This window comes from Streptomyces diversicolor, assembly GCF_057537855.1.
In genome coordinates, this window is the sequence record NZ_BAAJXA010000036.1 from 63,307 (window position 1) to 88,429 (window position 25,123).

General features: G+C 71.9%; 25 protein-coding genes and 1 pseudogene. 19 read left to right on the forward strand and 7 right to left on the reverse strand.

The annotated features are described in order from the left end of the window. The first annotated feature begins 210 nt into the window (after nt 1-210). Nucleotides 211-885, forward strand: a complete 675-nt coding sequence (gene snpA, locus AC27LF_RS33730) for a snapalysin (RefSeq protein ID WP_479663297.1) — start codon at nt 211-213, stop codon at nt 883-885. Nucleotides 886-1,031: 146 nt separating this feature from the next. Here snpA and fxsT read toward each other — a convergent pair whose 3' ends face one another. After that, on the reverse strand, nt 1,032-3,308 hold the full coding sequence (gene fxsT / locus AC27LF_RS33735) for an FxSxx-COOH system tetratricopeptide repeat protein (protein ID WP_479663296.1): 2,277 nt from the start codon (nt 3,306-3,308) through the stop codon (nt 1,032-1,034). A 254-nt stretch (nt 3,309-3,562) separates the two neighbouring features. On the opposite strand from fxsT, the gene AC27LF_RS33740 reads away from it, so the two are divergent. Then, nucleotides 3,563-4,033 carry an RICIN domain-containing protein gene (locus tag AC27LF_RS33740; protein ID WP_479663295.1) on the forward strand — a complete coding sequence of 157 codons (471 nt, stop codon included), beginning with the start codon at nt 3,563-3,565 and terminating at the stop codon, nt 4,031-4,033. A 177-nt stretch (nt 4,034-4,210) separates the two neighbouring features. Here the strand turns inward: AC27LF_RS33740 and AC27LF_RS33745 are convergent, their stop codons facing one another. Together AC27LF_RS33745 and AC27LF_RS33750 are read right to left on the reverse strand one after the other, a co-directional pair. Then, a complete protein-coding gene (locus AC27LF_RS33745; protein ID WP_479663294.1) occupies nt 4,211-5,248 on the reverse strand; it encodes a serine hydrolase domain-containing protein in 1,038 nt (345 codons plus the stop codon). Beyond that, a complete protein-coding gene (locus tag AC27LF_RS33750; protein ID WP_479663293.1) occupies nt 5,245-6,102 on the reverse strand; it encodes an IclR family transcriptional regulator in 858 nt (285 codons plus the stop codon). The genes AC27LF_RS33745 and AC27LF_RS33750 overlap by 4 nt, the downstream gene beginning before the upstream one ends. An 87-nt stretch (nt 6,103-6,189) precedes the next feature. Between AC27LF_RS33750 and AC27LF_RS33755 the strand changes: the two genes are divergently transcribed. From AC27LF_RS33755 to AC27LF_RS33775, 5 genes are read left to right on the forward strand one after another with little or no spacing between them, the layout of a single operon-like run. Next, nucleotides 6,190-7,728, forward strand: coding sequence for an ABC transporter substrate-binding protein (locus AC27LF_RS33755; protein WP_479663350.1), 1,539 nt, complete (start codon nt 6,190-6,192; stop codon nt 7,726-7,728). Then, nucleotides 7,725-8,717, forward strand: a complete 993-nt coding sequence (locus AC27LF_RS33760) for an ABC transporter permease (RefSeq protein WP_479663292.1) — start codon at nt 7,725-7,727, stop codon at nt 8,715-8,717. Before AC27LF_RS33755 ends, AC27LF_RS33760 begins: the two co-directional genes overlap by 4 nt. Further along, nucleotides 8,714-9,628: an ABC transporter permease gene (locus AC27LF_RS33765; RefSeq protein ID WP_479663290.1), complete on the forward strand. Its 915-nt coding sequence runs from the start codon at nt 8,714-8,716 to the stop codon at nt 9,626-9,628. The genes AC27LF_RS33760 and AC27LF_RS33765 overlap by 4 nt, the downstream gene beginning before the upstream one ends. A gap of 14 nt (nt 9,629-9,642) precedes the next feature. Next, on the forward strand, nt 9,643-10,482 hold the full coding sequence (locus tag AC27LF_RS33770) for an ATP-binding cassette domain-containing protein (RefSeq protein WP_479663349.1): 840 nt from the start codon (nt 9,643-9,645) through the stop codon (nt 10,480-10,482). Next, entirely contained in the window at nt 10,479-11,396 is a 918-nt protein-coding gene (locus tag AC27LF_RS33775; protein WP_479663289.1) for an ATP-binding cassette domain-containing protein, read from the forward strand. The genes AC27LF_RS33770 and AC27LF_RS33775 overlap by 4 nt, the downstream gene beginning before the upstream one ends. A gap of 38 nt (nt 11,397-11,434) precedes the next feature. On the opposite strand, the gene AC27LF_RS33780 is transcribed toward AC27LF_RS33775, so the two are convergent. Next, nucleotides 11,435-12,394: an ROK family protein gene (locus tag AC27LF_RS33780; RefSeq protein WP_479663288.1), complete on the reverse strand. Its 960-nt coding sequence runs from the start codon at nt 12,392-12,394 to the stop codon at nt 11,435-11,437. 41 nt (nt 12,395-12,435) lie between these two features. Here AC27LF_RS33780 and AC27LF_RS33785 point away from each other — a divergent pair, with 41 nt between their 5' ends. The 3 genes from AC27LF_RS33785 to AC27LF_RS33795 all read left to right on the forward strand — a co-directional run bounded on the left by AC27LF_RS33785 (nt 12,436) and on the right by AC27LF_RS33795 (nt 14,808). Continuing rightward, on the forward strand, nt 12,436-13,200 hold the full coding sequence (locus tag AC27LF_RS33785; protein ID WP_479663287.1) for a creatininase family protein: 765 nt from the start codon (nt 12,436-12,438) through the stop codon (nt 13,198-13,200). A 94-nt stretch (nt 13,201-13,294) separates the two neighbouring features. Further along, nucleotides 13,295-14,422 carry a mandelate racemase/muconate lactonizing enzyme family protein gene (locus AC27LF_RS33790; RefSeq protein WP_479663286.1) on the forward strand — a complete coding sequence of 376 codons (1,128 nt, stop codon included), beginning with the start codon at nt 13,295-13,297 and terminating at the stop codon, nt 14,420-14,422. Continuing rightward, nucleotides 14,419-14,808: a RidA family protein gene (locus tag AC27LF_RS33795; protein WP_479663285.1), complete on the forward strand. Its 390-nt coding sequence runs from the start codon at nt 14,419-14,421 to the stop codon at nt 14,806-14,808. The genes AC27LF_RS33790 and AC27LF_RS33795 overlap by 4 nt, the downstream gene beginning before the upstream one ends. Nucleotides 14,809-15,156: 348 nt before the next feature. Here the strand turns inward: AC27LF_RS33795 and AC27LF_RS33800 are convergent, their stop codons facing one another. Together AC27LF_RS33800 and AC27LF_RS33805 are read right to left on the reverse strand one after the other, a co-directional pair. Continuing rightward, the gene (locus tag AC27LF_RS33800; protein ID WP_479663284.1) at nt 15,157-15,888 is read right to left on the reverse strand and encodes a DUF1045 domain-containing protein; all 732 of its coding nucleotides are present in this window, start codon (nt 15,886-15,888) and stop codon (nt 15,157-15,159) included. Continuing rightward, nucleotides 15,885-16,151 (reverse strand): ATP-binding cassette domain-containing protein, encoded by a 267-nt coding sequence (locus AC27LF_RS33805; RefSeq protein ID WP_479663283.1) that lies wholly within the window; start codon nt 16,149-16,151, stop codon nt 15,885-15,887. Before AC27LF_RS33805 ends, AC27LF_RS33800 begins: the two co-directional genes overlap by 4 nt. A 206-nt stretch (nt 16,152-16,357) precedes the next feature. Between AC27LF_RS33805 and AC27LF_RS33810 the strand changes: the two are divergent. Next, nucleotides 16,358-16,513, forward strand: a pseudogene (locus tag AC27LF_RS33810) (GntR family transcriptional regulator); the annotation flags it as partial. Between the two features lie 27 nt (nt 16,514-16,540). Here the strand turns inward: AC27LF_RS33810 and AC27LF_RS33815 are convergent. Then, nucleotides 16,541-17,107, reverse strand: a complete 567-nt coding sequence (locus tag AC27LF_RS33815) for a TetR/AcrR family transcriptional regulator (RefSeq protein ID WP_479663282.1) — start codon at nt 17,105-17,107, stop codon at nt 16,541-16,543. 124 nt (nt 17,108-17,231) lie between these two features. Between AC27LF_RS33815 and AC27LF_RS33820 the strand changes: the two genes are divergently transcribed. The 8 genes from AC27LF_RS33820 to AC27LF_RS33855 all read left to right on the forward strand — a co-directional run bounded on the left by AC27LF_RS33820 (nt 17,232) and on the right by AC27LF_RS33855 (nt 25,122). Continuing rightward, nucleotides 17,232-18,365: a saccharopine dehydrogenase NADP-binding domain-containing protein gene (locus AC27LF_RS33820; RefSeq protein WP_479663281.1), complete on the forward strand. Its 1,134-nt coding sequence runs from the start codon at nt 17,232-17,234 to the stop codon at nt 18,363-18,365. A 290-nt stretch (nt 18,366-18,655) separates the two neighbouring features. After that, nucleotides 18,656-19,942 carry a flavin-containing monooxygenase gene (locus tag AC27LF_RS33825; RefSeq protein WP_479663280.1) on the forward strand — a complete coding sequence of 429 codons (1,287 nt, stop codon included), beginning with the start codon at nt 18,656-18,658 and terminating at the stop codon, nt 19,940-19,942. A 9-nt stretch (nt 19,943-19,951) separates the two neighbouring features. After that, nucleotides 19,952-20,422: a RidA family protein gene (locus tag AC27LF_RS33830; RefSeq protein WP_479663279.1), complete on the forward strand. Its 471-nt coding sequence runs from the start codon at nt 19,952-19,954 to the stop codon at nt 20,420-20,422. Beyond that, nucleotides 20,419-21,093: a DUF1028 domain-containing protein gene (locus tag AC27LF_RS33835; protein WP_479663278.1), complete on the forward strand. Its 675-nt coding sequence runs from the start codon at nt 20,419-20,421 to the stop codon at nt 21,091-21,093. The genes AC27LF_RS33830 and AC27LF_RS33835 overlap by 4 nt, the downstream gene beginning before the upstream one ends. Continuing rightward, nucleotides 21,093-22,238 (forward strand): M20 family metallopeptidase, encoded by a 1,146-nt coding sequence (locus tag AC27LF_RS33840; protein WP_479663277.1) that lies wholly within the window; start codon nt 21,093-21,095, stop codon nt 22,236-22,238. Before AC27LF_RS33835 ends, AC27LF_RS33840 begins: the two co-directional genes overlap by 1 nt. Then, entirely contained in the window at nt 22,235-22,726 is a 492-nt protein-coding gene (locus AC27LF_RS33845) for a hypothetical protein (protein ID WP_479663276.1), read from the forward strand. The genes AC27LF_RS33840 and AC27LF_RS33845 overlap by 4 nt, the downstream gene beginning before the upstream one ends. A 61-nt stretch (nt 22,727-22,787) precedes the next feature. Further along, nucleotides 22,788-24,155 (forward strand): MFS transporter, encoded by a 1,368-nt coding sequence (locus AC27LF_RS33850; RefSeq protein ID WP_479663275.1) that lies wholly within the window; start codon nt 22,788-22,790, stop codon nt 24,153-24,155. 40 nt (nt 24,156-24,195) lie between these two features. Beyond that, entirely contained in the window at nt 24,196-25,122 is a 927-nt protein-coding gene (locus AC27LF_RS33855; RefSeq protein WP_479663274.1) for a LysR family transcriptional regulator, read from the forward strand. Nucleotide 25,123 lies beyond the last annotated feature (1 nt).

A 25,123-nucleotide genomic window follows, 5' to 3' on the forward strand; every position in this document is an offset into this window, starting at 1 on the left:
GCCCTGTGCGGACCGAAGACCCGCGCACAGCCCTGGCGGTGGTCCGGGGGCCTACGAGGCGACGTAGTGGCGGGACCCCGTTGTGCTCCCTGTCGAGCCGTTCTAAGAATGGCGACCCACAGGACGTCGCCGCAGTTCGGAACCGGTGTTCACGCCGAGTCGAGCACACACCGGGCGCTCGGCGTCACCGAGTGAGTAGGAGCCCCCCACATGAAGTCGTCCCGAACGTCCGCGAGACCCCTCGCCCTCGCTCTCGGCCTGGGTCTGGGTCTGGCCTCCAGCGCGCTGGGCGCGGCGGTGCCGGCGAGCGCCCAGACGGCCGCCACCCCGTCCGCTGCCGCCAGTACCTCCGTGGCGCGGTACGCCGGGTCGGTCGAGGATGCCGCGCACAACAAGGCGTTCTTCGACGCTGTGCTGAATTCGGTCGCCGAGAAGCGCGCCGTCCGGCCGTACGGGCAGGCGGTGACCCTCTACTACGACGCCTCCCAGGCACCGAGCTTCCGTTCGCAGATAGCGAGCGCGGCCTCGATCTGGAACAGCTCCGTGTCCAACGTCAAGCTCCAGGCGGCGTCGAGCGGTGCCGACTTCTCCTACTACGAGGGCAACGACCCACGCGGGTCCTACGCCTCCACCGACGGCCACGGAAAAGGCTACATTTTCCTCGACTACACGCAGAGCCAGCAGAACGACTCGGTCCGCGTCGCCACCCATGAGACCGGGCATGTGCTGGGCCTGCCGGACGACTACAGCGGGCCGTGCAGTGAGCTGATGTCGGGTGCCGGCCCCGGCCCGTCCTGCACCAACCGCTACCCGAACGCCGCCGAGCGTGCGCGTGTCGACCAACTGTGGACCACCGGACGCACACAGCCGCCCTGGGCACGGTGACCTGGCCCGCCGACCTACCTCAGCGCCGCACCGCCGGAACGACGCCGACCGGGCCGGGCAGTCCTCGGATCCAGCCCCGCGTCCGCCGCCGGCAAGAGACTTCGCCGGGCCTGCTCGGTCAACGCGTTCCGCGGCTCCGTGACGGCTCACAGCGTCGCCCTCGGCGTCCGTGGCCGATGTGCGTCCGTGCTCGGTGCGGCCTTGGTGTCGTAGGTCTCGCCGAGCACGACGGGTTCGGCGTGTTCCTGGCGGCTGTCGTGGTTCAGCAGACGGTTGGCCAGAGCGAAGGCGTCCTCCGTTTTGGGGTGGGTCTTGCCCAGCCGGGTGTTCAGGATCAGCGCGCCCCTGTGCGCGAGGGTCGCCGCGGTGGGGTCGTGCAACGCGTGCACGGCTCGGGCCTTGAGCAGCAGGGCGTACCCGATGTACAGGTGATCCGGCGCGTAACTGTCCTCGCGGATCCGTAGCGCCCGGGAGATCAGCGGCAGGGCCACGGCGTGCTCGTCCAGGTCGAGGTGGACACTCGCCAGTGCGATCAAGTCGAAGCTCACATACGGGTCGTCGGGCCCGTACGCCGCCTCGTCGATCCGCAGCGCCCGCTCGGCCAAGGGCACCGCCGCCTCATGGTCACCGAGAAGGTGCCGGATGCGCGCCAGGGTCGCCAAGTCCGTCGCGATGGCGGGACTGTCCGCCGGCAGACAGGTCTCGTGCAGGCTCAGAGCACGTTCCGCCAGCGGACGCGCTCGCTCCGGCGCACCGCGGTCCCGGTGGATCTGCGCCAAGGTGATCAGGTCGAAGCCGAGTTCCGCATCCCTTCGTTCGAGCGATCGGTCGATCGCGAAGGCGCGCTCGCACAGGGGCAGTGCCACGGAGTGGTCCCCGATCGAAAGGAGGAACACCGACGCCAGCCTCAGCAGCGTCGCCGTCTGCGCGGCGCACTCGGCCGGCGACTCGTCCTTGGTCACCGCGAGCGCGTGCGGGAGCAGTTCCTGCCATCGCGATCGCGCGTCCGGGTCGCCGTGGATGTCGTGTGGCACGGCCGCGAGCAACGCCCGGCAGAGTTTCACCCGGGCGTCGGTGCGCACGTCGTCCGGCATCGCGGCGCGGATGGCGGCCTGCACCAGCCGGTGCAGCACCAGGGAGGAGGCTTGGCGCCGCGCGAGCCCCAGGCCGGCCAGAGCACCGACCGTCGTGTCCCAGGCCACCGGGTCGGCCGCGGCCGCGATCAGTGGTTCCGTGCCGCCGCTGAACAGGTACAGCGGGATCGGCTCCGGCGCCAGCAGGGCACACAGCTCCAGCAGCCGCATCGCTTGCGGCCGCTCGGTCTCCAGCTTGCGCACGCTGAGCTGCCACAGGGTCGCGACCACGACCGCCGGCCGGTCCGCCAGCTCGCCCAGCGCGATCATGTCCTCCGGCCGTGACGTCAGCAGAGCCAGATACTCCTCGGGCGGAGTGTGGTTGTAGTCCATGTACCCGGCGGCCTGCTCCAGCGCCAGCGGCAGGTCCCCCAGGTGCTCGGCGATCCGGTCCGCCACCACTGTGGTCATGCCGCACACCCGCCGGGCCAGCAACTCCACCGCCTCCCGCCTGGTGAACACGTCCAGGTCGATGACGCCGGCTCTGCTCGACCAGCCGCGCAACCTGGTCGTGACGATGATGTGACCTGCGCTCCCCAGGTCACCCGACGGCAGCGCGTCCACGAGCGTGCCGGGTCTCTCCCCGTTGTCGAAGATGATCAGCCAGGGCCCGTGGTCCAGCAATGTGCCGTACACCCGTGGGACGACCTGCTCGGAGCTCACCTCCGCCAGTCCCAGCTCCCTGGCCAGCGACGCGAACTGCGATGCCACCAGGTCGGGATCCTCGGCGTCCACGAACGCCACGAACCGGTACTCCGACCGGTACAGGTAGGCGTACTCCACCGCGAGCTGCGTCTTGCCGACACCGCCCAGCCCGTGCACGACCTGCATCGCGCCGTCGTCGCCCGAGGTGAGGCGCCGCCGTAACTCCCGCAACGCGGTGTCGCGGCCGGTGAAGTTGGTGTTGCGCGGCGGCAGCCGATACGTCGCCGGACGGGGCCGCGAGCCCGAGGAACGCGCCGCCGGCGGGCGGACCTCCCTGGCAGCGGTCTCGAACAGGTCGGTGAGCGTGGCGTGGTCACCTCGCAGTCGCGCGAGTTCGTCCTCGCAGCAGAGGTCGATCTGACCGGCGTGCGCGGCGCGGACGCACGCGGTCACATAGGCCGCGACCCGCTCCCACGGGGGCGGCTTGGTGAACTTGCCTGCCAGCAGGTCCGACAGCGACGACCGGGTGAGGACCTTGTTCTCGTCGTGGGCCAGCAGTTGCGCCTGGGTGGGCGACCCCGACGAGGTACGCAGCCGCTGCAACCGGTTGACGAACCAGCTCTGTGGTGAGGTCGGTCCCCTCATGTGCCCCGTTCTCCCCCGTCCCGCTCTCCGGAATCGTCCGGACTTCGGAGCCCAAGAATGTACCCCATCCAGCGGGGGAGCCCAGCGGATCCGGGCTTCTCCGAGACCGCCGCCTCCGAGCGGCGCCGCCCCTCAACGTAGACGCCGGTACAGGTGCCGCAGCAGTACGACAGCAACGGGACAACGGCGAACCGAACAACCGGGCGGCACCCCGGCGGCGCGCCGATCATCTGAACTCGTCGAGGAGATCAGTCATGGCACTCAAGGGAAACGTCATTCGACTCGCCGCTACGGGCGCGGCGATCGCATTCGGTTCGACGCTGCTGGTGGGCGGCGCGACCGCTGCGCAGGCGGCGCCGGTGAACTACCAGGTGATCAACGGCAACAGCAGCAACTCCTGCCTCCAGGTGAACATCTCGGGTGGCAAGGGAAACCTCGTCCTCGGCACCTGTGACCGCAGCGCGAAGCAGGTGTGGCAGATCAGCGGCGGCATCTTCAGGAACCCGGCATCGGGCCACTGCCTCGACGGAAACGGCACGGATGTCTACACGTACCCGTGCAACGGTGGCGCGTACCAGAAGTGGACGACCACGTCCGGCAGTCCGAAGTCCATCAGGCACACCCAGAGCGGCAAGTACTTGGACGCGAACGGCAAAGTCGGGGCCCAGGTCGTCTTCCAGCCCACCATCGCAACGGCGTCCCGCTGGGTGATCGACCAGGTGTGAGGAATCGGCTGACGCCGTGAGCGCGGCGGGCCGGCCCCTGTGGCGGCCCGCCGACCCGCTTGTCCGTGACCATGTGTGCGACACCCTGTGATCCGAGGGGAAGACCGTGCCTGTCGAGGGGCGGCCACCCCGGTGGCCGGCGACCCGCCCCGTCCACTGCCCTGGAACCCGGCAGGATCAAGACCGTTCGGTCGGCGCCGCGGCCTCGTCGTGGAAGGCGCGGCGGACGGCCGTGATGCCGTCGCCGGCCCTGGAGGGGTGGACGCGGTTCGTCAGCAGGACGGCGTAGCGGCCCGTCTCGGGGTCGACCCAGATGCTGGTGCCGGTGAAGCCGGTGTGCCCGTACGCGCGGGGGCCGAAGGACCGGCCGACCGGGGAGTCCTTCGGGTCCTGGCCCTGCCAGGCCAGACAGCGCCGCAGTCCCAGGCCCTCGGTGTGGACGGCCGTCATCCGCGCGAAGGTGCGGGGGCGGAGCAGTTCGCGTGCGCCGCCGGCCAGGGACCTGCCCAGCCGCTCCATGTCGGCGAGCGGGGCGAACAGACCGGCGTGCCCGCCGACTCCGCCGAGCACCACCGCGTTCTCGTCGTGCACCTCGCCGATCACGACCCTGCCGCGCCACGGGCAGTCCTCGGTGGCCACGGCCCGCCGCCGCGCCTCGGCGTCCGGGCGAAATCCCGTGCCCGTCATGCCGAGCGGGTCGCACACCAGTCGCCGCACCAGCACGTCCAGCGTCTGTTCGGCGGCGGCCTCCGCGATCAGACCCAGGATGATGAATCCCTGCGAGGAGTACTGGACCCGCGTGCCCGGTGCGGCCGTGAGCGGCAGCAGGCGGATCGCCTCCAAGAGGCAAGCGCGGGTGGGGTGTTCGCGGTACAGGGGGACCTGGCCCGGGATGCCGGAGGTGTGGGCGAGCAGCTGATGTACCGTCAACTCGGCCTTGTCGCCGCCACGGTACTCGGGCAGATGGTCGCCCACGGTGTCGGTCAGCCGCAGGGCGCCCTCGTCGACCAGGGCCATCACCGCGAGCCCCACCACCGGCTTGGTGACCGAGGCGAGATCCCACAACTCGCCGCCGTCCAAGGTCTCGCCGCCCCAGCTCCTGGTGCCGGTCCAGCCGCGGTCCAGGGTCGCGGCGGCGTCGCCGACGGACCATGCCGCGGCCGAGTAGACCCCGCGGTCCCGGCCGGCGGCGAGGAGTTCGCGCAACGCGCTCATGCCGGCCCTCCGTCACGTCCGCCGTCCCGCTCCCCCGCGCCCGGGCCGACCACGCCAAGGGCCGGGGCCCGCCCGCCGAGGCCCGCGGAGACGGCGCGGGCGGCCGCGCGCACCATCGGGCCGTACAACCGCACGCTCTCCTCATCGAGGGTGAACGTCAGCCCGGAGATGCCGATCGCGCCGACCACGCGTCCCGTCCGGTCGAGTACGGGCGCGGCGACCGAGCGGACGTCCGGTTCGCCGTAGCCGTCGTCGACCGCGTAGCCGCGTTCGGCGGCCTCCCTGAGCAGCGTGCGGACCGCCGCCGGACCGGCGGCCGGATGCGCGTCCCAGGTCTGTGGCGGCACGCCGTCCAGTACCTCGGCGCTCTCGTCGTGCGGCAGCGCGGAGAGCATCGCGAGGCCGACGCCGCTGCGGTACAGGGGCGTACGGCCGCCCGGCGGCACACCCAACCGGAACTCCGGGGGCGACTCGGAGTGTTCCAGATGCACCGCCTCGTCCCTGTGCCGCACGGCATAGTGGGCGAACTGGCCGGTGCGCCGGTGCAGTTCCGCCAGCACGGGACGGGCGAGGCGCAGGTCCCGGTCGTCGTGCAGGGCCGCGGCGGCCAGTCCGAGCAGCCGCGGTCCCACCTGGTAGGAGCCGCCTTCGACGGGCTGGGCGAACCCGAACTCCGCCATGGTGCGCAGATGGCGGTGGACGGTCGGTTTCGACAGGCCCGTACGCCGTGCCAGTTCGCCCAGCCGGTGGGGCCCACCGGGTTCGGCGAGCGCTTCGAGCACTTCCATCGCCTTGTCGGTCGGGCCCTTCGCACGACTCTGCTCGGTGTTGTGAGTGTTGACGGTCTTCGCCATGTCGCCTAGCTTAACCGATCATTCCATCTGCCGGAACGGATGTGATGCCTGATGGAACGACTTCGTCAAGTCAGAGGCGTGGACCGCATGCGCCCGGCCCGGCGCGACATCCTGCGGCTCGGCGGACTGCTGGTCCCGGCGCTTGCGGCTCCGGCGGTGCTCACCGGGTGCGGCACCAAAACCGCGAGCGGCGCGGGGAACGTCCTGCGGGTGTCCCAGTCCGGTGATCCCAAGACCATGGACCCGCACAAGCAGGGCGACATGACCTCCATGAACGCCCTGATCAACATGTTCGACACGCTCACCACGCGGGGCATGGACAACATCCTGCGGCCACGGCTCGCCCTGTCCTGGACGGCCCGCCGGGCCACGACCTGGCGCTTCACGCTGCGCCCCGGCGTCAGGTTCCACAACGGCGAGCCGTGCGACGCCACGGCCGTCAAGTTCAGCATCGAGCGCGTTCTCGCCCCCGCGACCAAGTCGCCGATCGTCGAACTCCGCTACGTCAAGGCGGTCTCCGTCGTCGACCCGCTCACCGTGGACGTGCACACGGCCGTGCACGACCCGATCCTGCCGGACAAGCTCTCGCTCTTCGGTGGCGTGGTCGTCCCGCCGCGCCACCTGGCCGCCGTCGGGGACGCCGGGTTCGCCGAACACCCCGTCGGCACCGGCCCGTTCACCTTCGTCCGCTGGCAGCGCGACCACGAGCTGCGCATGCGCGCCTTCCCCGGCCACTGGCAGGGGCGCCCGCACGTGGACGAGCTGGTGTTCAGCCCCCAGCCCAACCCCTCCTCCGCACTCGCCGCGCTGCAGAGCGGCCAGGTCGACCTCGTGGCCGGCCTCACCCCTGACGCGGCACAGCAGCTGGACGGCTACGGCGGCGTCAGACTGGACGGCTACCGGGGCATCAGGACCTCCTACCTGTCGCTGAACACCCTGGAGAACGGGCCCCTGAAGGACCGCCGGGTGCGCCAGGCGCTCAACCACGCCGTGGACGTGCCACTGCTGATCAAGGCGGTGCTCGGCGGCCAGGCCACCGAGGTGCCCGCGATGATCCCGCGCGGGGCGTTCGGCTTCGACCCCTCGGTCGAGCCGTTCACCCGCTCCGTGGACACCGCCCGCAGGCTGCTCGCCGAGGCCGGACACCCGCACGGCTTCTCGACCTCGCTGACCGCGTCCAACGTCGACTCCAACGTCGCGGAGGCGATCTCCGGCCTGCTGTCCCGGGCCGGCGTGCACGCCCGGGTCCGGCTCCTGGACCCCGGGACCTACGCCGACCGGCTCACCTCCGACGACCGCGGCGCGCTGGGACCGATGTACCTGGCCGCGAGCACCGTCTGGACGCTGGACGGGGAGAGCATGCTCCAGTCCAACGTCCGCAGCGACCGCCGCCAGAGCAGGTGGCACCACAAGGAAGCGGACCGCCTCATCGACATCGAGGAGCTGTCCGGGGACCCCGCGGAACGCAGGCGCGCCTTCTTCGGCCTCCAGCGGCTGATCCAGCAGGAGGCCCCGTTCGTCCCCCTCTACCAGATCGACAACATCTACGCCCGCAACAACCGGCCCCGCTGGAAGCCGGGGTCCGCCGGTGTGCTGGCCATGCAGAGTGCGGAGATCTCCCGATGAGCGACCTCACCCTCCGGCCGCCGCGCGCGGCGGGGCCCAGCCGGCCGCGGCCGGACGCCCGCGCCGGGCTGCTGCGCGCCGCCCTGGTACGGATCGGCACGGCGCTGCTCGTGCTGCTGTGCACGGCGACCGTCTCCTTCTTCCTCGTCCGGCTGTCCGGCGACCCGGTCAAGCAGCTGCTCCCGCCGGACGCCACGGCCCAGCAGGAGTCCGCCCTGCGCGCCGGCCTCGGCCTCGACCGGCCCCTGGTCACGCAGTACCTCGACTTCCTGCGGGGCCTGCTCCACTTCGACTTCGGCAACTCCATCTCCTACAACGAGCCCGTCGGCCACGTACTGGCCGAGCGGCTGCCGGCCACCCTGGAACTCGCCGCCGCCGCCCTGGTGGTGACGCTCGTCATCGCCCTCCCGGCCGGCATCGTGGCGGCCATGCGCCGCGGCCGCGCCGCGGACCGCGGCATCATGACCGGCGTCCTGCTCGGGCAGTCCACCCCGCCGTTCTGGGTGGGCATCCTGCTGATCCTGGTGTTCGCCGTGGGCCTGCACGCCCTGCCCGCCTCCGGCTACGGCACCTTCGCCCACCTCGTGCTGCCCGCCGTCACCCTGTCCGTCTACTCCGTCGCGGTCGTCGCCCGGCTGCTGCGCTCGTCGCTGATCGACGTGCTCTCCTGCGACCACATCCGCACCGCCCGCGCCAAGGGCTTCGGGTCGGTGAAGACGGTGCTCACCCACGGCCTGCGCAACGCGTCGCTGCCGGTGGTCACCGTGATCGGACTGGAGGTCGGCAGCCTGCTGGGCGGCGCGATCCTCACCGAACGGGTCTTCTCCTGGCCCGGCGTCGGCCAGCTGACCGTCGAGGCCGTCTCCAACCGCGACTTCCCCCTGGTCCAGGCGGCCGTGCTGTTCTTCGCGGCCACGTTCGTCGTGGTCAACCTGCTGGTCGACCTCTCCTACAGCCTCCTCGACCCGAGAGTGAGGACCCCCCGATGACCCTGACCTCCCAAGCCGCGCCCACCACGGGCTCCGCCGCCGCGGCGAAGCGCGGCCGGCGCCCCGCCGCGCTGAGCACCCTGCTGCGCAACCGACTCGCCGTGGTGGCACTCGCCGTCCTGGCGGTCCTCCTGGTCGCCGCGGTGTTCGCCCCGCTGCTCGCGCCCGCCGACCCGAACGCGCAGGACCTGCTGCTGCGGCTGAAGCCGCCCGCCTGGCAGCACGGCGGCAGCGCCGCCCACCTGCTGGGCACCGACCAGCTCGGCCGCGACATGCTCTCCCGGGTCGTCTACGGCACCCGCGTCTCGCTCCTGGTCGGCACCGGTGCGGCGCTGCTCGCCGGCGTGATCGGCACCGTGGTCGGCCTGGCCGCCGGCTACTTCGGCGGCCGGCCGGACCGGGTGCTGATGCGGCTGGCAGACATCCAGCTCGCCTTCCCCTCGATCCTGCTGGCGCTGGCCATCGTCGGGTTCTTCGGCTCCGGCCTGTGGTACGTCATCCTCGTGCTGGGCATCACCGGCTGGGTGTCGTACGCCCGGGTGGTCCGCTCGGAGGTGATGTCGCTGCGCTCCCGCGACTTCGTCACCGAGGCACGGGCGATCGGCGTCACCGACGTGGCCATCATGCGCCGCCACCTGCTGCCCAATGTGATGGCGCCGCTGGCCACCATCGGGACGCTGCACGTCGCCGCCGCGATCGTCGCCGAGGCGTCCCTGAGCTACCTGGGACTTGGCGTGCCCAAGGAGACCGTCACCTGGGGGTCGATGCTCGCCGACGGCCAGCTGTACCTCGGCACGTCCTGGTGGGTCGCGGTCTTCCCCGGCATCGCCCTGATGCTCACCTCGCTCGCCGTCAACATCACCGGCGACGCCCTGCGGGACGTCGCGGACCCGAAGGCGTACCGCCGATGACCACACACAAGCCGATGCCCGCCGACAAGCCGATGACCACCGCCGGCAGGCCGAGCACCGAGCCGGTCCTGGAGATCGCCGACCTGAGCGTCGACTTCCGGCTGGACACCACCACCGTGCACGCCGTCCGCGGTGTGAACCTGCGCCTCGCGCAGGGCGAGACGCTGGCCGTCGTCGGCGAGTCGGGAAGCGGCAAGACGGCCACCTCGCTGTCCGTGCTGCGGCTCAACCCGCAGCCGCCTTGCGTCTACACGGGCGGCCGGATCCTCTTCGACGGGCGCGATCTGCTCACCCTCTCCGAGAAGGACCTCGGCAGGATCAGAGGCCAGGACATCGCCATGGTCTTCCAGGACCCGATGACCAGCCTCGACCCCCTGCGCCGGGTCGGCACCCAGGTCGCCGAAGTGCTCCGCCACCACCAGGGCCTGTCCCGCGCGGAGGCCGCCGCGGCGGCCGTCGATGCGCTGGACGAGGTCGGCATCCCCGACCCCGAACTCCGGTTCCGGCAGTACCCGCACGAACTCTCCGGCGGCCTGCGCCAGCGTGTGATGATCGCCGGCGCCCTGGTGGGCCGGCCCCGCGTGCTCATCGCCGACGAGCCGACCACCGCACTGGACGTCACCGTGCAGCGGCAGATCCTCGACCTGCTCGTCTCCCTTCAGGAGCGGCACGGCATGGCCGTCCTGCTGATCACCCACGACCTCGGCGTGGTCGCGGAGACCGCCGACCGGGTGGCCGTCATGCACCAGGGCCGCGTCGTGGAGACCGGTGACGTGCTCGACGTCTTCCACCGCCCGTCCGACGACTACACGCGGCGGCTGCTGGCCGCCACCCCCACACTGGAGCCGGCATGACGAACGAAGCCGCAACGGCACCCGAGTCCCGCCGACCCCTCGTGGAACTGGCAGGACTGCGCAAGGAGTTCGGCGGGCGGCGCGCGAGCGTCGCCGTGGACGATGTGTCGCTGACGGTCGGCGAAGGCGAAACACTGGCGCTGGTCGGCGAGTCGGGCTGCGGCAAGACCACGCTGACCCGGCTGCTGCTGCGGCTGGAGGAACCCACCGCCGGCAGCGTGCACTTCGACGGACAGGACCTCGCCGCCCTCGCCCCGGCCGAACTGCGCCGACTGCGCCGCCAGTTCCAGGTCGTCCTACAGGACCCGTACTCCAGCATGAACCCGCGTCTGAACATCGCCGGCATCGTGGCGGAACCCATCGTCACCCACGATCCCGAGGCCCGCGGTCGCAGCGGCCGGCGATACGTCCGGGAACGGGTCGGCGCGCTGCTGGAGTCGGTGGGCCTGGACGCCGGCATCCAGGACCGCTACCCGCACGAGTTCTCCGGCGGGCAGCGCCAGCGCATCTCCATCGCGCGCGCCCTGGCCGTCGAACCGCGGCTGATCGTGCTGGACGAGCCGACGAGCGCCCTGGACGTGTCGGTGCAGGCCCGCATCCTGGATCTGCTGGCCGAACTCCAGCAGCGGCGCGGGCTGACCTACTTCTTCGTGTCCCACAACCTCGCCGTGGTGCGGCAGGTGGCCGACCGCATCGCCGTGATGCGGCAGGGCCGGCTGGTCGAGGTCGGCCAGGCGGCGCAGGTGCTGCGGCACCCGGGGCACCCGTACACCCGGCAACTGCTGGACGCGGTGCCGGTGCCCGATCCGCGCCGCGGACGCCGGGCCCGCGCCACCGCCACCGCCACCAACGCAAGTCCACGTGCAGGTGAGACGGGTGACGGCCGCCCGGCATCCGCGGGGGACGGGCGATGACCGGGAGCCGGCGGGGCCGCCGCGCGGCGGCGCCCCCGCTACAGCTGCGAGAGCACCATCCCGGCGCCGCCGAGCAGCGCCACGTCATCGACGGCAGCCGTGCTCACCACGACCCGCGGCCTCTCCGCGCCCGCCCACACCACGTCCGAACGCAGTCGCTCCTCGATCAGCCCGCGAAACCGCTCGCCGCCCTCACGCGCCTCGCCGTGCAGCACGAACAGGCCGGGCGCGAAGAGCTGCTGAACGTTCACCAGGCCCAGCACCACGTTCCCCGCGTACTCGGCCAGCACCTGCCGCGCCGTGTCGTCCTCGCGTGCCATCAGGGAGGCCAGCGAGACCGCCGGTCCCAGGCCGGCGGCCCGCGCCCTGGCCTGCAGCCAGCGGGTGGTGGCGACGGTCTTCCAGCAGCCGCGGCTGCCGCAGGTGCAGCGCTCCCCGCTGGCCGAGACGGTCATGTGGGCGCCGCTGCGGCCGCCGGGCGGGGCGAGCACCCGGCCGGCGTAGAGGATGCCCACGCCCAGCACCTCCCCGGTCGAGACCGACGCGAACGTGCGCCGGCCGCGGCCGGGACCGAACCACCGGTCGCCGAGCACCTGGAGCCTGGCGTGGTGCTCCACCCTGACCGGCACCCCGGTCAGCGCCCGCAGCCGCTCCACCACCGGATAACCGCGCAGCGCCGGCACGTCGTTGACCTCGGTGATCAGCCCCGCGTCGGGGTCGACAAGCCCGGCCGCCGCCACGCCGATGCCCTGCGGCGGGCCGCCGGCGAACACCTGGGCGGCGCGGGCGAGCGCCGCGTCGAGGTCGGCGGGCAGCGCGGTGGCCGCGTCGTACCCGGTCTCGGTCCGCTCCAGCACCGTGCCGGACATGTCCAGGACCGCGGCCCTGATCCGGCCGGGCACCAGCTCGACCGCCCCCAGTCTGCGCGGAGCACGCGGTGCGACCGGTCGCGGTTCCGGCTCGGGCACCAGTCGCAAGGGGACACGTTCATCGGTCATGGCCCGACTCTGCCACGACCGGCCGTCAGGAAGGTAGCACTGTGATCCACCGGAAACTGACCGAGTCGACCTGGCAGGAGGTGCGGGCGGCCGGGGCCCGGGGCATCGCGCTGCTCCCCATCGGGTCCCAGGAGCAGCACGCCGCCCACCTGCCGATGGGCACCGACACCCTGCTCGTGGAAGCGATGCTCGACCGGGCCACCGCGCTGCTCGCGCAGGACGGTGACACCCCGGAGCTGGTGCGCCTGCCCGCGCTGCCCTTCGGGCACAGCCCGCACCACCTGTTCGCGGCCGCGGTGTCGCTCAGCGCCGCCACCCTGGGGGCGGTCCTCGACGACGTCCTGGACTCGCTGGCCACCTCCGGCTGCCGCCGGGTCATGGTGGTCAACGGGCACGGCGGGAACGACGAGATCATGCGGCTGGCCGTCAAGCGGTTCGCGCTGCGCTGCGATGTGACCGCGGCGGCCTGCTCGTACTGGACGGTGACGTCCGGCGATGACGACGCGGAGCGTCCCGAGGTCACACCGGGGCACGCCGGCTGGTTCGAGACATCGCTGATGCTGGCGGCCCATCCGCGTCTCGTCCGCACCCCCGTCCCGCCGCGCGCGCAGGTTCAGCCGCCGCCGCTGTTCGACAACCCGCCCCATCCGGGCCTGACCGTGGAGCGCCACGGCGAGTGGGCCAGGGTCGGCGGGGCGACCGACGACGCCTCGTCGGCCGACGCGGAGCGCGGCCACCGGCTGCTTCAGGCGCGGGCCGCCGGGCTGGCCCGCGCGATCCGCGCGTTCCATGCGGCCACCCGCTGAGCCGCGGCCACTGCCACCGCCGAGCCCGATATCGCCGGGCCGGTCACCACTGAGCCCGGCACCACGGAGCACCACCGAGTTGGAGAGAAGAAGCATGAAGATCGTCGATGTCGACGTGTGGGTCGTCAACCTTCCGCTGGTCAACCCGTTCACCAGCTCGTTCGAGACGAAGACGGGAGAGACCCGCACGGTGGTCCGCATCCGTACCGACAGCGGCGTCGAGGGCTGGGGCGAGACGATGTGGGGCCGGCCGGTCGCCGCGATCGTCGAGTCGCTGGGGAAGGACCTGATCGGCACCAGCCCGTTCGCGCTGGAGAGTTTCCACCGCAGGCACCACATGGTGCCCTTCTTCCACGGCTATCTCGGCTACGCGGCGCTCGCCGCCGTCGATGTGGCGTGCTGGGACGCGATGGGCAAGGCGACCGGCCGGCCGGTGACCGATCTGCTGGGCGGTCGCGTGCGCGACGAGGTCCCGATCACGACCCTCATCACCCGCGCGGACGCCGCCGGGGCGAGTGGCGCCGCGCTGGCCGGGGCGCTCGCCGAGCACGCGGTGCGGGTGGTCGAGGAGGGCGGCTTCGACGCCGTCAAGCTCAAAGGCACCAGGGACGTCGGGGGGGACGTGGCCATCCTGCGGGCGCTGCGGGCGGCGCTTCCCGAGGTGAACCTGCGGGTCGACCCCAACGCGGCCTGGTCGGTGCCGGACTCGGTGCGGGCGGGCATCGCCCTGGAGGAACTGGACCTGGAGTACCTGGAGGACCCCTGCTCGGGCATCGAGGGCATGAGCCAGGTGAAGGCGAAGGTCCGGATTCCGCTGTGCACCAACATGTGTGTGGTGCGGTTCGAGGAGTTCGCTCCCGCGATGCGGCTGAACGCCGTCGACATCATCCACGGTGACGTCTACAAGTGGGGCGGCATCGCGGCCACCAAGGCGCTCGCCGCGCACTGCGAGACCTTCGGGCTCGGCATGAACCTGCACAGCGGCGGCGAGTTGGGCATCGCGACCGCGGCGCACCTCGCGGTCGTCGCCAGCACGCCCGTGCTCTCACGCGCCATCGACAGCATGTACTACCTGCACGCCGACGACATCATCGAGCCGCTGCACCTGGAGAACGGGCGGCTGCGCCTGCCGGAGGGACCCGGCCTCGGCGTCACCGTGGACGAGGACAAGCTGCGGCACTTCGCCGCGGTCAACGAGCGCGAGGGTGACCTGACGCGATGACCGGGCGCGGAAAGCAGGCGGTGCGCACCGAGGACGCGCCGCGCCCCGCGGGGGCGTACAGCCAGGGCGTGGTGGCGGCGGGGCTGCTCTTCACGGCCGGGTTCGGCCCGCAGGATCCGAGAACGGGTGCGGTGCCCGACACGGTGGAGGAGCAGACGGCTCAGGTCCTGCGCAACGTGCGGGCGGTGCTCGCGGCGCGCGGGCTCGGCATGGACGACGTGGTGAAGGTGACGGTCCATCTCCAGCATCCGAGCCGCGACTTCGCCGCCTACGACGCGGTCTACCGCAGGTTCTTCACCGAACCGTACCCGGTACGCACCACGGTCGGGTCGGACCTGATGGACATCCTCGTGGAGATCGACGTCGTCGCCGCACTCCCCCACTGAGGCCGTGACCGCACGCCCAGGCCGGTCCGAGGTCCGCTCGTCGCAGGTGTACATCGGCCCGGTCAGGACAAAGTGGACCTCGGTGGTCCAGGCAGTCCTCGCCGGAGACCTCGCACCGCAGGTGGATCGCCTGGTCGGCGGGCATGGCCTCCCCGTGCACGCCGGGCCGGGGACGCAGATGGTACTCGGCGTGGTCGGTGTGCACTTCGACGACGCCGGGCAGCAGGTAGTCGCCGTCGAGGTCGTCGCCCGCCGACGTGGTGCCCGTGGCGATGTCGGCGATCTGGCCGTCTCGGACGACCACCGAGCCGAGTACGACCTGGTCGCCGAGGACCAGGCGGGCATGGGTCAGAACGAGTTCCTTGGTCGTCGGGAGCCTTCCAGCGGGTGGAGTGAGTGGATGCGGAAGGGTGCGCCGGGTTCCGTCTCCACGAAGACGGCGAGCGCACCGAGGCCGACGTTCCGGTCGAGGCAGTCGCGGAACCAGTGCCGCAGCGTCTGTTCGACGTGGTCCTGCCGGTCGTCCGGCACCCGGTCGGTGAGGGTCAGGTGGAAGCGGAACTCATCGAGCACGTAGGGGTATCCGAAGTCGGTGAGCAGGGTCCGCTGGCGCTCCGTGAGCGTGTGCGGTTGTCGCCGCGCGATCTCCTCGGGTGTCGCCGGCGCCCGAAGCCGGTCCAGTTCCGTCACGACCGACGCGGCAAGCGCGTCCAAGGCCGGCGCGTCCTCGCCAGGGGTGAGCGCGTAGAAGCGGCCGATGCGGCTGAGCGTGAGCCGCGGAATCGTGACGTGTGCGGTCGCTGCGGCCAGTCGCGCGGTGGCGGCGACGACGTCGTCGGCGGTGTGTCCGGCAGCGAGGCGGAAGGGTGGTTTGAGGGTGCCGTGGAAGCCGTATCGGCGCGCGTCCTGAGTGATCCGGTCGACGGCCGCACGCGTCCATCCTTCCGGCACGCCCTGGGGGGTGGCGCGGCCGGTGACGCTTCGCCCGAGCCAGGATTCCGCGCGCTCAAGCAGCAGCGTTTCTGTGCCGTCGGTGCTGCCCGCACCGGGCACGGCGTAGATCGCGTACCGGTGACTCACGCCGCCGCCCCGTTCATCGGGGTGAAGTCCTCGACCGGCACGACACGGTCCGCGACGGCTTCGCGCACGTCCGCGTCGTGGAAGACGCCGAGCATCGCGGTGCCCGCTTCGATCTTCTCGGCGATCAGATCCACGACCACGCGGCGGTTGCGGGCGTCGAGGGAGGCGGTGGGGTCGTCCAGGAGCAGCATCGGCAGGTCGGCGATGAAGCCGTGCGCGATGTTGACCCGCTGCCGCTCGCCGCCGGAGAACGTCGCCGGCATCCACCGCCTTCGCGCCGCGCTTCCTTCAGTCGGACTCGTCACTCGAACCTCCGGATGTGTCCGGCTCCTTGGATGAATCGAACGTAGCCAGCCACCCACACATGCGCCCATCCGGCCAGACGGCCATCGGGTGGATGCGAGGTGAACACGCGGGCAGGTTGCCGTGACGTCGCCGACAGGCGGTAGCCTCCGCTGCACTATGCGACGGCTCGTTCCCGCCCGAAGCGAAACTGCCCACCGAGGGTGAACTCGCCGGCCGATTCGGTGTGCACCGCACCACCGTGCGCCACGATCCAGTCGAGCTCGTACTCTGCACGGAGCCCGGGCAGGCGGGCGTCGAGCCACGTGGCCGCTTCGGGTAGCGCCCGTCCGCCGGTCAGGCGCCCCGTTCACATTCCGGCGAGGGCGGCTCGCAGTTCGCCGGTCACCGCCTCCAGGCAACTGCCGAAACTCGCACGCCCCTTGGCCTCGATCCAGCGCCGGAAGGCACTGGTGCAGGCCACCGTGGCGACTTGTGCGACCAGTTCGGCCGTCCCGGCGCTCACCTGACGCCGCATCAGGGCTTCGCGGACCGCCTCGGTGATCGCGGCCGTCTTGGTCCGTTCGCGCTCCTGCAACTCCGGGCTGGCGTCGATCACCGCCCGGCGCTCCGCCGCGCCGTCCACGTACTCGACGAGCTGGGCGCCGACTCGCGCCAGCGCGTCGAGGGCGGCAGCCAGCGGAGCCGCATCCGGATCCGCCGTCAGGACCGCCTCCGCCAGCGCCGGGGGCAGCCGCTCCGAGCCGGCGAACAGGACCTCACGCTTGTCCGGGAAGTAGCGGAAGTAGGAGCGCCGGGTGAGTCCGGCCCGCTCGGCGATGTCGGTCACCGTCACGTTGTCGTAGCCGCGCTCCACGTACAGCTCCAGAGCCGCCCGCTTCAGGCGCTGCTCGGCACCCGGATCCCACCTCGCCATGGGGTGACTCTAACAGGTGATGTCGCACTGTGTCGTCAGTGCTAGCCTGCACTCATGACACACTGTGTCATCACTGGGGACGCCCATCCCCGGTGCGGCCCGGAGCAGGCAGGGTGACGTTCACATGAGCAGGACCAGCGGGACCAGCGGGACCGACAGGACCGGCGGGACGACAGGCGAGAGCAGGACGAACGACGAGGTGTGGATAGTCGGGGCGACCGGCCGTGTGGGCCGGGGCGTGACCGCGCGGCTGGCCGCACGGGGACTGACGGTCGTGCCGGTCGGGCGCGGCCGGGAGCGGATGGTCGCCGCCGGGGCCGAGGCCGGTCTGCCCGGGGGCGCGAAGGTAGTCGTCGCCGACTCGGCCGAGCGGATAGCGGAGGAGATCGTCCGGGGGCGCCCGCGGGTGGTGGTGAACACGATGGGTGCCTTCGCCACCACGGCACCGGTGATCGCCCGTGCCTGCATGCCCGGCGGCCACTACGTCGACCAGGCCAACGACGTGGTCGCCGTGGAGCGGTTGCTCGCCCTGCACGACGAAGCGGTGCGGGCGGGCAGCACCCTGGTCACCGGCGCCGGATTCGGTGTGCTGGCGACGGAGGCGGTGGTGGCGAAGCTGTGCGAAGGGCGGCCCGTGCCGCACCGGGTGCGGGTCGACGCCGTGGCCTCGGTGGCCGTCGAGGCGGGTGTGCTCGGTACCGCCTTGGCGGCGAGCATCGCGGACGCGCTCACCGCCGGCGGACGGCGGTACGAGAACGGGCGGCCGGTGACGTCGCGCCTCGGCGCCGACCCGCAGCAACTCACCTTCCCGGACGGGGAGTCGGCGAAGTCGGCAGGTGTCGCGTCCGGCGAGCTCATCGCGGCGCACGCGGTGAGCGGAGCACCGTTCGTCACCGCCACGTCCGCTCTCGCGCCGACCGCTGCGCCGATGCGTGCCTTGGTGCCGCTGCTGGGCCGTCTGCTGTCCGTGCCGGCGTTGCGACGCCTCGCCGTCGACCGGCTCGGCCGGGTACGGGTCAAGGCCGTACCCCGTCCGCGCAAGCACTCCTGGGGGCACGCCGTCGTCGAGTGGGCGGACGGCACCCGGCACGAGGGATGGTTGCGTGCCGACGACGGCATGGACTACACGGCCGACGTCACCGCGGCCGTCACCGAACTGCTGGCCCGCGGCGCCGGCAGGCCCGGGGCCTGGACACCGGCCGCCGCCCTCGGGGCCGACCTGGCGACCACCGCGGGGGGCACCTTCGTACTGGACTGAGGAGCACCTGGACCAAGGAGCACCGGTGGCCGCGGTCCCGCGGCCTCGGCGAACGCACGCGACAACCGGTCCGCCCGGGCCGAAGGACATGGCCCGCGTGCGGACCACGGCCGCAGCGATCCGCGCCCAGCGCCTCACTGGGGTGGCCGGCGGGAGTCCGTATCGCTAAATCAGATTGCCTATAACGGAAACATCTGTTGGACAGCTCTCCAGGTCATCCCAAGGATGTCTCCTGCGGCAGCCCGGTCGACACGACACCGGGACGGACTGCCGCATGAGCGGAGGCTGAAGTGCCGAGTGAAGAGACTGAGGTAGTCGTCGTCGGGGCGGGCCAGGCGGGCGTGGCGATGAGCGAGCACCTGGGAGCGCACGGGATACCGCACATCGTCCTGGAGCGGCATCGCATCGCCGAGCGGTGGCGCTCGGAGCGGTGGGACTCACTGGTCGCGAACGGGCCGGCGTGGCACGACCGCTTCCCGGGGCTTGAGTTCTCCGACGTCCACCCCGACGCCTTCGCCTCGAAGGAGCAGATCGCCGACTACTTCGTCGCGTACGCCGAGAAGATCGGCGCACCGGTCCGCTGCGGCGTCGAGGTGACATCGGTGCGCAGGCACACCCGCCGGCCCGGATTCCAGGTCGAGACATCGAAGGGCGCCATCGACGCGCGCTTCGTCGTCGCGGCGACCGGACCGTTCCAGCGGCCCGTGATCCCGCCCATCGTCCCGGACGGTGCCGTCCCCACGCAGATCCACTCCAGCGCGTACCGCAACCCTGAGCAGTTGCCCGAGGGCGCGGTCCTCGTGGTCGGGGCCGGCTCCTCGGGGGTCCAGATCGCCGACGAGCTGCGTCGGTCCGGCCGCCGGGTGTTCCTCTCCGTCGGCCCGCACGACCGGCCTCCCCGTGCATACCGCGGGCGTGACTTCTGCTGGTGGCTCGGCGTCCTCGGAATCTGGGACATGGAAGCCCCTCCCCGAGGTGGCGAACATGTCACCATCGCGGTCAGCGGCGCGCGCGGCGGCCACACCGTGGACTTCCGGGCGCTGGCCGCGACCGGCATCGAGCTCGTCGGCATGACCGCGTCCTACGACGAGGGCGTACTGGGCTTCGCGCCGGACCTCGGCACCAACATCGCGCTCGGCGACGACAAGTACCTGGCATTCCTCCGGGCGGCCGACGAGTATGTCGAGCGCAACGGCCTCGACCTGCCGCGGGAGCCGGAGGCACATGTCCTCGGTCCGGACCCGGAGTGCGTGCGCGTGCCTCGGCTGGAGCTCGATCTGGCCGAGGCGGGTGTCACCTCGATCGTCTGGGCGACGGGCTTCGCCGCCGACTACAGCTGGCTGAAGGTCGACGCGTTCGACGCGAGGGGCCGGCCCGAGCAGCGCCGAGGAGTGTCCTCGGAACCGGGGGTCTACTTCCTGGGCCTGCCCTGGTTGTCCCGCCGCGGGTCGAGCTTCATCTGGGGTGTGTGGCACGACGCCAGATATGTGTCCGACCACATCGCGACCCGGCGGAACTACCTCGCGTACGGCACCGACGACCGGCCCGGCGTCACCGCGGCGCCGCGGAAGAACTGAGGAGCAGTCATGACCTCCCCCAGCGAGGGCCGCCAGGTGAAGGCCCCGATCGTCGCGGGCGGACACACCAGGATCCGGCCGTTCAACACCCGCGACACCTATCCCGAGCAGAACCTCGACAACGACCTCTGCCAGGCCGTCGTCGCCGGGAACACCGTGTATGTGCGGGGTCAGATCGGCCAGGACCTCGACACCAGTGAGTCCGTGGGCGTCGGCGACGCCGAGGCCCAGGCCGAACAGGCCATGGCCAACATCAAGATGCTGCTCGAAGAAGCGGGCAGCCGCATGGAACACCTGGTCAAACTGACGATCTACCTGATCGACCCGCGCTATCGCGAGGCGGTGTACCGCACCGTGGGCCGCTGGACCAAGGGTGTGCACCCCATCTCCACCGGTCTGGTGGTCTCCGCCCTCGCCCGCCCGGAGTGGCTGTGCGAGATCGACGCCATCGCGGTGATCCCCGGGGAGGAGCGGGCATGACCTTCTCCCTTCTGGCACGCGACGGCGAGCGGTTCGCCATCGCGGTCAGCTCGTCCAGTCCGGCGGTCGCGGCCCGGGTCGTCCATCTGCGCCCCGGGGTCGGCGCGGCGGCCTCGCAGAACATCACCGATCCCACGCTCGGACGGAGCCTGCTGGAGCGGCTGGCGGAGCACGGGGACGCGCAGCGCGCCCTGGCCGACGTCACCGGTGCGGCGCGGAACGCGCGGACCATCGCGTACCGGCAGCTGACCGTGCTCGGCCGCCGCGGTCCCGGATTCGCCTTCAGCGGCCCGGGGACGCTGGGCAGGCACGCCTCGGCCACCGCGGACGGCGCGGTGGCGGCGGGCAACCTGCTGTCCGGCGAGCACATCCCCGGCATCCTCCTCGACGCCTACCTCACGGCCGACGGTGAGCTGGAGGAGCGTATGATCGCCGCCTTGAAGGCGGCCGTCGCGGCCGGCGGAGAGGAAGGCCCGGTGCGCTCCGCGGGCCTGGCGGTCGTGGCGGACGTGGGCTGGCGGGTGACCGACCTGCGGGTGGACTGGGCCGACGATCCCGTGGACCGGCTCGGCGAACTCCTCGACGTCTGGCTGCCGCAGCGGGACGACTACGTGCGCCGTGGACTCGACCCGGCGACGTCACCCTCGTACGGCGTCCCGGGTGACCTGTGATGGGCGCGCTCAAGGAGGCGGCCCGGCAGGCGGTCGACCGTCATGCCGAAGAACTGATCGGCCTGTCCGAGCGGCTGCACGCCGACCCGGAGACCGCCTGGGAGGAGCACCGGGCCGCTGCCGCGGTTCCGGAACTGCTGGACCGCGCCGGATTCGATGTCACCGCGTCCTATCTGGGCCTGGAGACGGCGTTCCTCGCCCGGATCGGGAGCGGGCCCGTCCGGATAGCGCTGTGCGCGGAGTACGACGCGCTGCCGGGCCTCGGTCACGCGTGCGGGCACAATCTGATCGCGGCGAGTTCGGTCGGCGCCGCGCTCGGGTTGTCCGCCGTCGCCGACGACGCGGGCCTGACCGTCGAGGTGTACGGCACTCCCGCGGAGGAGGGCGGCGGCGGCAAGATCGAAATGCTCGACCGGGGAGCCTTCGCCGGGGTGGACCTCGCGATGATGGTGCACCCGGCGCCGGTCGACGTCGCCGAGGCCCGCCCCTTCGCGGTCAGCCACTCCAAGATCTCCTACACCGGCAGGTCGGCGCACGCCGCGGCCTATCCGGAGGCCGGAGTCAACGCGGCCGACGCCTTCACCGTCGCTCAGGTCGCCATCGCCCTGCTGCGTCAGCAGTTGCCGGCCTCGGCCAGGGTGCACGGGGTGGTGACACACGCCGGGGACGCCCCGAACGCCATCCCGGAGCGGTCGACCGGCCGATGGTACGTGCGGGCTGAGACGCTGGCCGAGCTGGGCGAGCTGGAGCCGCGGGTCATGCGGGCGTTCCAGGCCGGTGCCCTGGCGACCGGCTGCGAGCTGGAGATCGAGCCGGAGAGCAAGCCGTACGCGGAGTTCCGCACGGACGAGACCGCCCTGGCGTACTACCGTGCCAACGCCCTCGCGCTGGGCCGGGAGTTCGCGCCGCCCGGCCAGGCCGCGCGGATGAACCGTGCCTCCACCGACATGGGCAACGTCTCGCAGGTGGTGCCGGCCATCCACCCCTACATCGGCATCGGTTCCCTGCCCGCCACCAACCACCAGCACGAGTTCGCCGCGTACTGTGTGGGCTCGGCGGCACAGCGAGCCCTGCTCGACGGGGCGGTCGCGCTGGCCTGGACCGGCGTGGACCGAAGCGTCACGGGCCGGGGAGCGGTGTCGTGACCGGGGCAGCCGCCGCGCTGACCAGTCATGTGGCCGGGACGCCTGCGGGCGCGGTCGCAGGCGTGGCGCTGAGGGAGCGCCGGGGTTGGCGGGCGGTCTGCGTCGTCGCGGCCGTCCAGGCCCGCGCCCGGATCCACACCGCGGTCGCGGGGGAAGCCCCGGCCATGCCGTTCGAGCCGGTCGTCTACAGGAGCCTGAGCGCCGGCCTTGACCACCTCGCCGCCGGTGCAGCCGTCCTCACCCGGCACTGCGTACGCGGCATCACCGCCAACCGGCACCGGCTCGCCCAGGCCGTCGCCGCCTCCACCGGGCTGGTCACGGCGCTCAGCCCCGCACTCGGCTACGCGGCGGCCTGCGCCATGGCACTGGAAGCGCACCACAGCGGCAGGCCCGCCCTCGACCTGGTCCGGGAGCGCCCGCTGCTGACCGACGCGGAACCGCGTGAACTCACCAGTCCCGCCTCCCTGACCGGCCGGCCCGCCCGCTGAGGCCGGCGCCGGGGCACCCGCACAGCTCCGTTTCTCCACCCATCCTCACCAGGAGGCGCGTATGCGCACCTTTGACAGTGACGCCACGACAACCGAGGTCGAGGTGGCCACCGATGTGATCTCACTGCGCAGGAGCGTTGCTGCGGGAGCCGTGGGCGTGTTCGTGCACTGGTTCGACTGGGCTGCCTATGCCTATCTGGCGGGTACGGTCGCCACCGTGTTCTTCCCGTCCGGGGACAGCACGACGGGACTGCTCGCCGTGTTCGGTGTGTTCGCGGTGTCCTTCGGTATCCGGCCGGTCGGTGCCCTGGTCTTCGGCCCGCTCGGCGACCGCATCGGCCGCAAGCGCACCCTGTCGCTGGTCATCTTCACCATGTCCGGTGCGACCCTGACCATCGGTCTGCTTCCGGGCTACGCGTCGATCGGTGTGGCCGCCCCGGTGCTTCTGGTGGTCCTGCGCCTGATCCAGGGGTTCGCCGCCGGCGGTGAGTTCGGCAGCGCGGCCAGCTTCCTCGCCGAGAGCGCGCCCCGGCGCCGTCGCGGATTCGGTGTCAGCTGGCTGGAGGTCGGCTCCCTGCTGGGCTTCCTCGCCGGGTCGTTCGTCTTCCTGCTGCTGTCGTCGGGGCTGGACGAGAGCCGGCTGACCTCCTGGGGCTGGCGCATCCCGTTCCTGATCGCCGCGCCGCTCGGCGTCATCGGCTTCATCATCCGCAACAAGATCGAGGACACCCCGGAGTACCGGGCGATGGAGGCGAACGACACCGTCCCGCGCAGTCTCGTACGGGAGTTGCTGCGCTCCCACAAGCGACAGCTGCTCCAGGCGGCGGGGCTGATGGCGGCCATGCACGTGCCCTTCTATGCGGTGCTGACCTACCTCGTCACCTACGAGACCGATCACCTGGGGCACTCGGCCGACAGCGCCGCCCTGCTGTCCACGGTGATATCGCTCCTGGGACTGGTGCTCGTGCCGCTGTTCGGGCTGCTGTCCGACCGGGTGGGACGCAAGCCGGTGTTCGTCGGGGCGACCGCGGCCCTGCTGGTGGTCTCCACCCCGGCCTTCCTGCTGATGCGGACCGGACTCGCCGGGACGTGGGTCGCCGGTCTGCTGCTCGGTGTGATCCTGGCGGCGATCCTCGGCACCTACGCGGTGTGGTCGGCGGAGGCATTCCCGACCCGCACCCGGCAGAGCGGCCTGTCCCTCTCCTACAACGTCACCGCCGCCCTGTTCGCCGGCACGGTGCCGTACCTGATGACCGTGCTCATCGCCGCGACCGGCAGCACCCTGGTGCCCGGCCCGTACCTGATGGTGTTCGCCGGGGGTGGTCTGGTCGCGGCTCTGTCCCTGCGGGAGACCGCCGGTTCCGGGCTGCTGCGCGCCGAGGACGTCCCCGGCCCGCCTGCCGCAGCGCCCACGGGCAACTCCGTCTAGGGTCGGGACAGGCACAGATCACCAGGCGCAAGGGCCACGTATGACGTCACCGGTGGGCTTCACACTCGTTCAGCTCCGCTACTTCCTCGTCGCCGCCGAGCACGGTTCGATGACGGAGGCGTCGGCCAAGCTGCACATCGCGCAGTCCGCCGTGTCCGCGGCCGTCTACAACCTGGAGCGGGACCTACAGGTCCAGCTGTTCATCCGCTGGCGGGGCCGGGGGCTGACCCTCACACCCGCCGGGGAAAGGCTCCAGCAGCAGGCGCGGGATCTGCTGGCCCGCGCCCGCGAGGTGGAACGGGAGGCCAGGGGCGACGGTGAGATCATCTCCGGACCGGTGGCCGTCGGCTGCTTCGTGACCCTGGTCCCGTTCTATCTGCCGCCCCTGTTCAGCGAGTGCACCCTGCGCTATCCGGGCATCGAGCTCGACGTGGTGGAGGCGGAGACGGACCAGCTCGTCCATGCCCTCGCGGCGGGACGCATCGACTTCGCCCTCACCTACGGCCTCGGCCTGGCAGCCGAGCCGGCCCTGCGCGGCGAGACCATCGCCCGCGCCCCGGCCTATGTCATCGTCTCGGCCGACCACCCGCTGGCCGGTCAGGGCAGCGTGGAGCTGGCCGAACTGTCCACGGAACCGCTCGTTCTGCTGGACCTCCCCCACAGCCGTGACTACTTCCGCTCGCTGGTGGCCGCCACGGGCACCGCTCCCGATGTCCGCTACCGCACCCAGAGCTATGAGACGGTGCGCTCCCTGGTGGCCCGGGGACTCGGTTTCTCCGTGCTGAACCAGCGGCCGGCGACCAGCAAGACCTACGGCGGGGGCGAGGTCGCGGAACTGGAGCTGCGGGACGGCGGCCCCGCGCTCGAAGTCAAACTCGCCTCCGTGGAGGGCCTGACACACAGCGCACGGGCCCAGGCGGTGATGGAACTGCTGCGGGAGATCGCCGCCCGCCCCGCCGAGATCTGAG